Raw genomic sequence first — 11,869 nt, 5'->3', positions numbered from 1 at the left:
TGCCACCGATATAAGAAATCTTGTGCAATGTTCGATTTCCCGTAATAAACTAATTTTTAGAGGTGTCCATAAAAATAGTAATGATAATTTTTACAGAATGTATAATGGTCGTGAAATTGTCAATGGATTTCCCTGCCAGCGAACCAGCTTGAATTTCTCAAAGGAATGACTATGACCTCCCTCCAGTTAAACTACGATAATATCAAGTCTTTCGTAACCGATCAGGAAATTCAAGGCCTGCAATCTCAAATCGACCCGTTGCATCAGGCTCTGGAGAACAGGACGGGTAAGGGATCGGATTATCTTGGCTGGCTGGATTTGCCTTCCCGAACCACGCACGAACAATTGAGTGCTGTCGAACAGTCGGCAAAACACATTCGCGATCATTCCGATGTGTTTGTCAGCATCGGTATCGGCGGCTCTTATCTGGGCGCAAGAGCGGCGATTTCCTTTCTGGGACATACCTTCGCCAATCAGTTGACTGGAGGAAAGCCCGGTTTCCCGGAGGTGCATTTCGCGGGTCACAACCTGAGTTCTGACTATCATGCAGACTTGTTTGATCTGATTGCGGAGCGGGACGTTTGTCTGAACGTCATTTCTAAATCGGGGACCACGACAGAGCCTGCAGTGGCGTTTCGTCTGTTGAAAGAAAAACTGGAAAAGAAATACGGTAAATCCGGGGCGAAAAAAAGGATTGTCGTCACCACCGATGAGAAAAAAGGCGCGCTCAAAAAACTTGCCGACGAAGAGGGATACACCACTTTCGTGATCCCCGACGATGTTGGGGGCAGGTATTCGGTGTTGACGCCTGTGGGTCTGCTTCCCATTGCCTTGGCGGGCGTCAATATCCGCGAGTTGATTGCCGGGGCAAAAACTGCGGAGTCCGCTTATTCTTCTCATTCGAGTATTGAAAAAAACTTATCTTATCTTTATGCGGGAATCAGACACCTGCTTTATAAAAAGGGCAAGACGCTTGAGGTTCTGGCCGCGTTTCATCCTTCCTTGTCCTATATTCTGGAGTGGTGGAAACAATTGGCAGGTGAAAGTGAAGGCAAGGATAAAAAAGGGATTTTTCCGGCATCGGTTGAATACACCACGGATTTGCATTCCATGGGACAATGGGTACAGGAGGGCAACCGCATCCTTTTTGAAACCTTTCTACGTGTTGAGACTTCCCGCAAGCAATTGGAAATCCCCGCATTTGAAAATGACGACGATGGGCTGAATTATCTGGCGGGAAAATCACTGGATTTCGTTAATGATAAGGCTTACAAAGGGACCGCGATGGCGCACTTGGAAGGGGAGGTGCCCAATATGGAAATCTCGATCAAGGACCGGTCGGCGGATTCTTTAGGGCAGTTGTTTTATTTTTTTGAGCGTGCCATTGCCATGACGGGCTATTTGATGGACGTGAATCCCTTTGATCAGCCGGGTGTTGAATTTTACAAAAAAAATATGTTCTCGCTTTTGAATAAACCAGGGTACGGGAAAGGATAATTCCATGACGACAACAAGTCAAAAATTGGATGAGTTGATTCACCAGATCGCTCATGAGGAAGTGGTTGGCGAAAAACCTGAAGCTGAAACCAATGCTTTGCTGGAAAAACTGTGTTCCTTAGGGAGCGAGTTGTGGCTCGATACCGGAGATCTTGAAAAAGCCCAGGCCACTTGGAAGAGTGAATTGTCCGCCTTGACCACAAACAATACCCTTGCCAATCAGGTGGTGCAAAGCGGGGTGATGGATGCAACCATCCGCGATACGGTTGAGAAAATTCGCGCCGTGGCTCCTGATTTAAATGGAGAGGACCTGGTCACGGAAATAGGTTTTGTCATCAACTGCAAGATTGCCCTCAGGCTGGTGCAGGCGTTCAAGGTGAAGGTGAGCGTGGAATTGCACCCTGCCATGTCACGAGACATGGAAAAAACATTGACCTATGCGAGACGCTATTACAAAGTCTGCCCGGAGTATTTTATCGTCAAGATCCCGCTCACTCCTGAGGGGTTTATGGCGGTGCGCCAGCTTCGCAAAGAGGGGATTCCCATCAATTACACTCTGGGATTTTCGGTCCGGCAAAACTATCTCGCGGCCCGGTTGTCCAACCCGAGTTATGTGAATGTCTTTTTAGGGCGGCTCAACCAGGTGGTGATCGACAATTCTTTGGGCAATGGTGACATGGTGGGCGAAAAAGTAACCCTTGCCACCCAGGGAGCCTTGTGTGACCTTAGAACGGATCACCCTGATGTGACCACCAAACTGATCGGGGCCAGTATCCGAAATGGAGCTCAGGTCGGGTTTCTGGCCGGGCTTGACGTTTTGACCATTCCACCGCCCGCGATGCAGGATTTTATGGACACGAGTGATGCAGGAAAACTCCGGTCCCATGTTTCCGATACTATCGAACCGGGCATTGATGCTACCCCGTCGGGTGCGTCTCGTTTTTCCGTTTTATGGGAACTTTCGGATGCCTTTAAAGCCTTTGTCGAATTGTTAGTGAAAGATGCTAAGGTCGATCAAATGACCGGAGAGGGTTTGGAAACCTTTTGCCGCGAAAAAGGAATTGACCTGTTTCATCCCTTCTCTCAGGAAGACCTGAGCAAGATCACCGAGCATGGAAAAATTCCCCGATTAGGAGAATGGCCTGATTCCGTAGCGCTGGACGACCTGATGACGCATTCGGCTTTGCAATCGTTTGCCAAAGACCAGCAGGCGTTGGATGAAAGAATCCTTTCGTTTATTTAAATAAGAATCGAGATCAAATTCTAAGGAGATTTTTATTTAATCACTGGATCGCCGCGCCGCTTTGCGGCTAGCGATGACGTATAACAGGCTCTGGATAAACTGCATGAAGGTTCTCGACTTAACTATAGCCATCTATCCAAAGGAATGAGAAAACCATGATTCTGGTTGCAGATATCGGAGGAACCAAGGTCAATCTGGCAGTGTTTCGGCAGGCAAACGACCACCTCGAACAGGTGGGTGAAGCCAGGTTTGAAAGCCAAAAATATTCCGGTCTGGAAGATATCCTGGACGAATTTTGTCAAAAAGAACATCCGCAAATAGAGCGGGCCGCTTTTGGCATCGCAGGACCCGTTAAAGACGGCAAGTGTGAAGTCACCAACCTTCCCTGGGTCGTGGATGTCCAAAATTTAAAAAAGCAATTGGGGTTGGAATCGGTCTGGCTGATCAACGATTTGGCGGCGATGGCCTGTGCGGTGCCTTTTTTGCCTGACCCCGAGTTGGAAGTGCTCCAGGAAGGCCGGGAAGTAGAAGGGGGGAGAGTGGCTATTTTAGCCGCTGGAACCGGCCTTGGAGAGGCATTTCTTATTCCGGATGGGACAGGGCGATATTTACTGATCGACTCGGAAGGAGGACACTGTGATTTTGCTCCCCGCGCGGAACTGGAAATGGAATTGCTGGATTTTTTGAACCAGAAATTGGGCCGCACCAGTATCGAACGGGTTTTATCCGGCCCAGGTCTCCATAATATCTATCAGTTTCTTGTAAAATGCCATGCGTTCGAGGAACCGTCCTGGCTGACTCAGGAATTCCAGAACGGCGATCCCGGAGAGGTCATCACTCAAAATGGTTTGCAGGGAAAATCCCCAGCCTGCGCAAAAGCTTTGGAAATGTTGGTTTCGATTTACGGAGCGGTAGCCGGTGACTTGGGGTTGCAGCTGTTGACTCGCGGGGGCATTTATATTGGCGGCGGGATAGCGCCAAAAATCCTGCCACTGATTAAGAGCGGTTTGTTTATGGAATCCTTTTATTCCAAAGGACGGTTCAAACCCTTCATGCGCGAAATTCCGGTCAAAGTGATATTAAATGAAAAAGCCTCTCTTTTGGGCCTGGCGCATTATGCTCTGGGAGCCAAATTCGTCCGTTGATGTCCCTTACAAGACGCGGTATGATAGCCAGCTTGTGTCCTGTCCTCACCATTAGGAGTTTCCTGTGTGGGGGAATAATAGTCCCATATTTTTTGTTTGAAGAGGATCGATGGAAAGCACATTAAAGAAAATTGTTTTAGCGTATTCCGGTGGATTGGATACTTCCGTAATTATCCAGTGGCTCAAAGAGCAATATGATTGTGAAATCATCGCATTTGCGGCGGATGTCGGGCAGGGCCAGGAATTGGAACCCGTTCGGGAAAAGGCCCTGGCGACGGGAGCTTCCAAGGTATACATCGAAGATTTAAAAGAAGAGTTTGCAAAAGATTATTTGTTTCCGATGCTCCGTGCCAACGCGTTTTACGAAAATAATTATTTGCTGGGAACCGCGATTGCCCGTCCCCTGATTGCCAAAGAGCAAATGCGAATTGCCGCCAAAGAAGGGGCGGATGGCGTGTCCCATGGTTCTACCGGCAAAGGCAATGACCAGATTCGCTTTGAACTAGCCTATCAGACTCTGGATCCACATATCAAGATCATCGCTCCCTGGCGGCATTGGGATCTCACGTCCCGGACGGCCCTCATGGATTACGCAAAGAAACACAACATTCCGGTCCCGGTGACCAAGGACAAACCCTACAGCATGGACCGCAACCTGTTCCACATCAGTTTCGAGGGTGGGGTATTGGAAGATCCCTGGTACACGCCGGATGAGGATATGTTTAGAATGAGCGTTTCTCCTGAACAAGCGCCGGACAAGCCGACCACGATAGAAATCGAATATGAAGCCGGAGATCCGGTGGCGGTGAACGGTGAGCGCATGAGTCCCGCCCGGCTTTTGGAATGTCTCAACGAATACGGTGGAAAAAATGGAATCGGGCGGATCGATATTGTCGAGAACCGCTTTGTCGGCATGAAATCTAGAGGCGTCTATGAAACTCCGGGAGGAACCATCCTGCACGCCGCTCACCGGGCGGTTGAATCCCTCACCATGGATCGGGAAGTCTTGTATCTTCGAGATTCCATGATTCCCGGCTACGCAAGAGCCATTTATAACGGCTTCTGGTTTTCGCCCGAGCGCGAGCTGATGCAAATGACCATCGATGCAACTCAAAAAAATGTGTATGGGACGGCAAAGCTGAAGCTGTACAAGGGAAACTGCACGGTGACAGGCCGAAAGGCCGTTAAATCGTTGTACAGCGAAAGAATTGCCACCTTTGAAGAAGGCGATGGATATCGCCAGGATGATGCTGAAGGATTCATTCGCCTCAATGCCTTGCGTTTGAAAATATTTTCCGACACCTTTGGAAACCAATAAAAAAGCGGGTCTTGATGCATTCAGGACCCTGCTCCTCCCTCTCAAGAACTTGATTTGTTCTTATATACAGAGTAAATTTTTAATATGAAATCTATTCTTGTTGTAGATGATGAAAAGAGTTTGCGCGATTTCCTCACCATCATGCTGGAGAATGAGGGCTACGAAGTGCAAACCGCGAGCAGTGGAGAGAAGGCCGTAAAGTTAGTGCAGGAAAGTGCGTTCGACCTGGTCATTACGGATTTTCGCATGAAGGGAGCCAACGGCATCGAAGTGCTGGAGGCGGTCAAGGTGCATAATCCCGCCATCCCGGTCCTGTTGATGACCGCCTACGCCTCTGCCGAAACGGCGGTCGAGGCCATGAAAAAAGGCGCCTACGATTATATTTCCAAGCCTTTTAAAATTGAAGACCTGCAACTCATCATCAAAAACGCGATCGAAAAGAAAACCCTTTCCGATGAAAATCAGTATTTAAAATCCGCTCTAAATGACAAATACGGGTTTACCAATTTTATTGGCAAAAGCTCAGTCATGAAGAATGTTTTCAAGCTGATAGAAAAAGTGGCTGCTAGTAATGCCACGGTATTGATTGGCGGGGAGAGCGGCACGGGGAAAGAACTTGTCGCCAAGGCGATTCATTTTAACGGAACCCGAAAAAACTATCCTTTTATCTCCATAAACTGCGGGGCGGTCCCTGAAAGCCTGCTGGAGAGTGAATTGTTCGGGCACGAAAAGGGAGCTTTTACCAGCGCCGACGCCACTAAAGTCGGCTTGATGGAGTCTGCCAGTAAGGGCTCATTTTTTCTCGATGAAGTGGGTGAAGCTCCCTTGAGCATCCAGGTGAAATTGCTTCGGGTTTTACAGGAAAAGGAAATTATGCGGGTGGGTGGAACCAAAACCATTGGCATTGATTTGAGAATCATCGCCGCGTCCAATTTGGATTTGACCAAAGCGGTTAAAAATAAAACTTTTCGAGAAGATTTATATTACCGGTTGAATGTCATACCCATTGAGCTTCCACCCTTACGGGAGAGGAAAGAAGATATTCCCCTGCTGGTCGACCATTTTGTAAAAAAATACAACGAGGAGCGTCAGGGAGATAACAAAATTCAAGGCGTTCATTCGGATGTATTGAGTTTGATGGAAAATTATTCCTGGCCGGGGAATGTCAGGGAGTTGGAGAATGTGATTGAACGGGCGGTTGTCCTGGAAGTGGAGGACATGATTCAAGTGTCCAGCCTGCCCGGAGGAATTTCCGGAAATAAGGAATCGGCTTCTGATGTGGTTTTGCCGCCGAGCGATCAGCCGGTTGATTTGGAGAAAACTCTGGATCAGATCGAAAAGAAAATGCTCCTGGGCGCTTTGGACCAGTCCAACGGGATCATTAACAAAGCGGCCAAGCAACTTAATTTAAGCTTTCGATCCATGCGGTATCGTATCCAAAAACACAAACTCAAGGGCAAGGAAGAAGCCGACGATTGATTTCTTTCTATTACTTTAAACCGAGCCTCTGCGGGATGATGACTTACTGAAGAACTTCACGAAATTTTTGTGGTCCACGACTGTTATGGATGACCCTGGTAAAAGGAAATTTATTTTTAAAATTGTCCCTTGGGGAAGAGTCGTTTTTTTTCTGACTACTTCCTGCCTGATCTGGTTTTTTGCACCTCCTTCATTGTCTGCGGACCCCAACAAAAACAAGCCCGTTTACAATGATCCGTTTCAAAGGGCCGAGTCTTATTTTCATGCCGGAAATTTTGATAAAGCCCGACCTCTTTATGAGGATTCCTACAGCCGCCATTCTTCTGGAGTGATGGCCTATAGGGCGCTATTTCGGCTGGGGCAATTGGATCAGAAGATGGGATCGTTTGCCACGGCTTTGCGATACTATCAAATTTTAATTAAAGATTTCCCCAGAAGTTCGCTCATGAATACGGTTATTTATCTTATGGGCGAATGTTATTTTGAATTGGGCCAAAATTCCGAAGCGGAACGATTTTTTCGGAAGGTGGCCGAAACGCATCCAGATATCAAGCTGCGGTGGAAGGCTTTATTCCACCTTGGTAAACTCGATGAGCGAAAATTCGATTATGCCAACGCTCTGGACAAGCTGGTTCAGGTTTATGAGCAAAAGCAAAATAATGAAATTATAGAATTCGCACGCGAAGAAATTGAGAAGATCATTGATGACAAACTTTCCGAAGAAACTCTCTTATCCCTGAGAGGAAAATATAAAACTGGATTTCCTGCAGACCTTATTTTTCTGAAGCTGATTTCCCTTTATAGGAATCATGGCAATATCGATAAGTTTAAGTCGGTTTCCATTGATTTTTCCAGCCGCTTTCCCGACCATCCTGAAAAACCAAAAATTGAGCGCCAAATAAAGAATATCGAAAAAAACCTGAAAGGGAAAATTCGGTTGGGAGTGATTTTGCCTTTAACGGGAAGGCGAGCTGTCACGGGCCAACAGGTGTTGCAGGGAGTTCAGCTGGCTCTCAATCAGCAGGGTTCAGAGGGAAAGCAAAAAGTTGAGCTCATCGTCAAGGATTCAGCTAATGGCGATTCATTAACCAGCATTATGGAGGAATTGGCAGGGGACCCCACACTGGCTGGTATCCTGGGGCCTGTTTTGAGTGATGAAGTCAAGGAGATCGTGCCGCTTGTTGACAAGTATCAGATTCCCGTGTTTACTCCGACCGCTTCTTCAGAAGGTCTCCCGGAGATGAGCCCTTATATATTCAGAAATGCGCTCACTCGGAAAATTCAGGCCAAATTTCTAGCGGCGTATGCCGTCAACGAGCTGGGCTTGAATCGGTTTGCAATTCTTTATCCGGTGGAAAGTTACGGTATTGAGTTTCGAAAACTATTCAAGGAGGAAGTTGAATCGTTGGGCGGCCAGGTGATTACCACGGTTGCGTACGATCGGACGCAAACGGATTTTAAGGCTCAAATTCTGGAATTGGGAGGGGTTACCGATGACAAGCTGGAAAGTCTGATCCAGGAAAATAATTTTACTCCGGGCGATGATTCGAGCGTTGGCGGTGGGCTGTCGCGACCGGTTGTCGATATGGGTCATTGGAATAATGAGAAGATTGAAAATTTGAAGGCGTCTCTTGAGTTGAAATACGACGCTATTTTTATTCCCGGTTTTTTTGATAAAGTTGGGCTGATTGTTCCGCAGTTGGTTTTCTACAATATTGACAATGTAACTCTTTTGGGGGGTAGCGGGTGGAATTCTCCCAAACTCATTGAAAGTGCCGGTAGTTATATTAGAGACGGGTTGTTTGTGGATGGATTTTTCATGGATTCCAGTAGAGCGGAAGTGAAAAATTTTGTGGAGGCTTTTAAATCCACTTTTGGAAAGGATCCAACCCTTTATTCGGCACAAGCGTATGACGGTGCCAATATAATGATTCAATCCATATTGAAGGGTGCAAGCAATCGTATCGAGGTCAAAAAACATCTGGACGCGCTACAAGGCTATCCTGGTGTTTCAGGAAAAACCTCGATTCTTCCTGATGGGGATTCCGAGAAAGAGCTATTTACATTGAGGATCAAGAACCGCAAGGTTCGCCAAATAAATTGAATATCTGACTTATCTTCCCCGTAATTTTTTTGCTCAAAACGCCTCATCCTTTACAGAATCTATCTCTGCCTCCTCCCGCTTTGGTATGTTGTCATCTATGAATACTTCGAATTGGGCCTCGGGATCTCCGAAATTTGCTTTTTCCCCCGTTGCCGGATTGGTTTTTGAAAATAATACTTCATTGGAAACCGGAAAGTTTTGGACGGGCTTTCCTTGAAGCACATAGTCCATATATTGCAGCCAGATGGGAATTGCCGCCCTGGACCCGGTTTCGTTTTTCCCCAGTTGTTCATAGTTGTCTTTCCCGACCCAGACGCCGGTAACGACTCCCGGTGTGAAGCCGATGAACCAGGCGTCCACATTATTATTGGTTGTTCCGGTTTTGCCAGCGATAGGGCGGTTTAAAACCTTTACCTTCGTTGCCGTACCGTTTTGCACGACACTCTGCATCAGGCTGGTGATTGTATAGGCCATGCCGCTGGAAATAGGCTGGCTCACATGCGGTTGGGCGGAATAAAGCAATTCTCCATTCCTATCTTCGATCAGACGGACCGCTATTGGAGAGATCCTTTCACCCCGATTGGCGAATGCGGAATACGCGGACGTGATTTCCATAAGAGTCACGCCTGAAGAACCCAGAGCAATGGATAAGTTTTTCTCAAGAGTGCTGGTGATGCCCAGATCCTGCGCCATTTGAACAGCGCGGTTAACGCCGATGTTTTGCAAAAGTTTTACGGTCACTATATTTCTCGAATGGGTGAGAGCCGTCCTGATAGACGTTGGACCATAGAATTTTTTTTCAAAATTGACGGGTTTCCATTTATCGAAGGCGTCCTCTTTTTCTTTGAATATAATTGGAGAATCGATGACGATACTGGCTGGGGAATACCCCTCCGCAATAGCAGAGGCGTAAATAATCGGCTTGAAAGCGGACCCTGGTTGGCGGACGGCCTGGACAGCCCGGTTGAACTGGCTTTTGGAGAAATTATAACCGCCAACCATGGCCTTGATGTGTCCCGTTCCCGGTTCCAGGCTGAGAAGGCCCGCTTCGACTTCCGGCTCCTGTTCCAGGCTCAGTGACCATTTCATGTCCTCATCTCGTCGGCCCTTTACTTTTACCAGGATCAGGTCTCCCACCGACAAGGCTTGTCTGGCGCTGGATATTTTGGCCCATATTCCATCTACTCCAGTATTGGGTGTTCGCGCCCAGTCCATATCCTTGAGTTCAATGATGCCTTCATCTTTTCCCAGTCCAACGAGGACATCATCGTCTGTCACCTCAAGAACAGCTCCCTTGAGGATCGTTCCTGGTTTAACACGAGTATCCTCCTGTTCCTGGAAGTCGTTGAGTTCGAGCAGGGTGGTTTGAACGGCCAAAGGGTTTAGAGTCAAGTCCACCTTTCCCAGAGGACCGCGATAACCATACCGTTTGTCCGCTATCAGGAGGTTTTCCTGCACCGCTTTTTGGGCGACTTCCTGGTAATCTATATTTAAAGTGGTATAAACCTTTAAGCCACTACGATAAAGATTTTTGCTGCCGTAGGTCTTCTGTAGAAACTGGCGTATGTATTCCACAAAGTAAGGAGCCTTGTTGAGCATGTCAGTGACTTCCCCAAGCTTGAAATTTTCATTCTGGGCCCTTTCAGACTCTTCCTTGGAGATGAATCCCAAATGTTCCATTCTCCTGATGGCGTGGTTGCGCCTTTTTTTTGCACGCTCGGGATAACGGTAAGGGGTGTAATTATTGGGTGCCTTGGGAAGGCTTGCAAGCATGGCGCATTCTTCTACATTAAGATACTTGGCTTTTTTTGCAAAATAAGTGCGGGCCGCCGCCTCGACTCCATAGCTTCCGTGACCGTAATAAATCTGGTTCAAATACATTTCAAGAATTTCATCCTTGGAAAAAATCAATTCCATACGGATGGCCAGGATGGCTTCTTTTATTTTTCGGGTGAAATTTCGGTCTCGGGTGAGGAATAATGTTTTCGACAATTGCTGGGTGATGGTACTGGCTCCCTCCACGACCTCCCCCGCTTGGAAGTTTGTGATCATTGCCCGGAAAATGGCTTTTGGATCGATGCCTAAATGGTAATAAAAATTGGAGTCTTCCACGGCAAGGGTGGCTTGTTTTAATTGCAGGGGAATGTTTTCCTGTGAGACTATTATTCTCTTCTCGATGTAAAACTCTGCAATCAGTTCATCGTTATCCGAAAACAACTTGGTAATGGTACTGGGTTGATAACTTTTTAGCGTCCGAATATCCGGCAGGTCCTTGGAATAATGAAAATAAAGGAACCCTGCTCCCAGGGTGGCAATGAATATCCCACTCAGGAACAGAAATAGAGTGCTTATTAAAATAAGCTTTTTTAGAGAGAGAGGATTTTTTTTAGAAGCAGTTTTTTGAGGACGCTGATTTTTTAATATTTTTTTCATGAAATAAAATAATTGAGGCTGGGTTTAACGAGGCAAGCTAAAAGACTGGAGCGAGAACAATGTAAAATTTTCATTTGGTTTTGGGGCGGCCTTCTTCCAAGTCCATGAGATCGACCCAGGTGGTGACATCGGTCCGCGAAGGATCTATATTATCACGCAATTTGAAAAAATACTTCCAGCGATCTTCACTGGCGGGTTGGCGTTTTAGGATTTTTTTATTGATCAATTCAATTTCTTCCGGCTGGCGGGAAAAACATATTTCCTTGACCCATTGGGAGATTTGCTCCTCATTATTTGAATTTACAAAACTGGCCCATTCTTCTGCATCTATTTTAAGAAACTCTAGAATCTTTTTGTCGAGAGGGCAGGGGAAAATATACTCTCCCAGAGAGTTTTGTTTAAAAGCCCGGGCCTTATCGATCATCCGGGGAAGGAAAACCAGGCCGTTCATTTTATCTCTGGGGCTTCTTGGAAACGTTTCGTTAAGATTCATGGGGGGAGGTTCAGTTTGGAGCGTCGGGCTCTATACTGGTTTTGATAATAATTAAGGGCACCTCTAAAAATTGACTAAATGCTCCTAATCGTCAATTTAAGGAGATGGTTTTGTTTTAGTGGGACAGGCGACCTGCCCTTAAAGGTTATACGGAAGT

Annotated in this window: 8 protein-coding genes; 6 read left to right on the top strand and 2 right to left on the bottom strand. The window is 46.8% G+C overall.

Going from position 1 to position 11,869, the window contains the following annotated elements:
- Positions 1-171 precede the first annotated feature (171 nt).
- The 6 genes from O3C58_13430 to O3C58_13405 all read left to right on the top strand — a co-directional run bounded on the left by O3C58_13430 (position 172) and on the right by O3C58_13405 (position 8,786).
- Positions 172-1,497 carry a glucose-6-phosphate isomerase gene (locus tag O3C58_13430; GenBank protein ID MDA0692854.1) on the top strand — a complete coding sequence of 442 codons (1,326 nt, stop codon included), beginning with the start codon at positions 172-174 and terminating at the stop codon, positions 1,495-1,497.
- Between the two features lie 4 nt (positions 1,498-1,501).
- Positions 1,502-2,740, top strand: a complete 1,239-nt coding sequence (locus tag O3C58_13425; GenBank protein ID MDA0692853.1) for a transaldolase — start codon at positions 1,502-1,504, stop codon at positions 2,738-2,740.
- 155 nt (positions 2,741-2,895) lie between these two features.
- Positions 2,896-3,885: a glucokinase gene (gene glk / locus O3C58_13420; protein ID MDA0692852.1), complete on the top strand. Its 990-nt coding sequence runs from the start codon at positions 2,896-2,898 to the stop codon at positions 3,883-3,885.
- Between the two features lie 109 nt (positions 3,886-3,994).
- Entirely contained in the window at positions 3,995-5,203 is a 1,209-nt protein-coding gene (locus O3C58_13415) for an argininosuccinate synthase (GenBank protein MDA0692851.1), read from the top strand.
- A gap of 84 nt (positions 5,204-5,287) precedes the next feature.
- A complete protein-coding gene (locus tag O3C58_13410) occupies positions 5,288-6,682 on the top strand; it encodes a sigma-54 dependent transcriptional regulator (GenBank protein MDA0692850.1) in 1,395 nt (464 codons plus the stop codon).
- Positions 6,683-6,749: 67 nt separating this feature from the next.
- Positions 6,750-8,786: a penicillin-binding protein activator gene (locus O3C58_13405; protein MDA0692849.1), complete on the top strand. Its 2,037-nt coding sequence runs from the start codon at positions 6,750-6,752 to the stop codon at positions 8,784-8,786.
- A 33-nt stretch (positions 8,787-8,819) separates the two neighbouring features.
- Here O3C58_13405 and O3C58_13400 read toward each other — a convergent pair whose 3' ends face one another.
- Both O3C58_13400 and O3C58_13395 read right to left on the bottom strand, forming a co-directional pair.
- Positions 8,820-11,219, bottom strand: coding sequence for a PBP1A family penicillin-binding protein (locus tag O3C58_13400; GenBank protein ID MDA0692848.1), 2,400 nt, complete (start codon positions 11,217-11,219; stop codon positions 8,820-8,822).
- 70 nt (positions 11,220-11,289) lie between these two features.
- The gene (locus O3C58_13395) at positions 11,290-11,712 is read right to left on the bottom strand and encodes a DUF5069 domain-containing protein (GenBank protein MDA0692847.1); all 423 of its coding nucleotides are present in this window, start codon (positions 11,710-11,712) and stop codon (positions 11,290-11,292) included.
- Positions 11,713-11,869: the final 157 nt, after the last annotated feature.

It is taken from the genome of Nitrospinota bacterium, from assembly GCA_027619975.1.
Classification (GTDB): domain Bacteria; phylum Nitrospinota; class Nitrospinia; order Nitrospinales; family VA-1; genus JADFGI01.
This window is presented reverse-complemented; position numbering and strand designations above follow the sequence as displayed.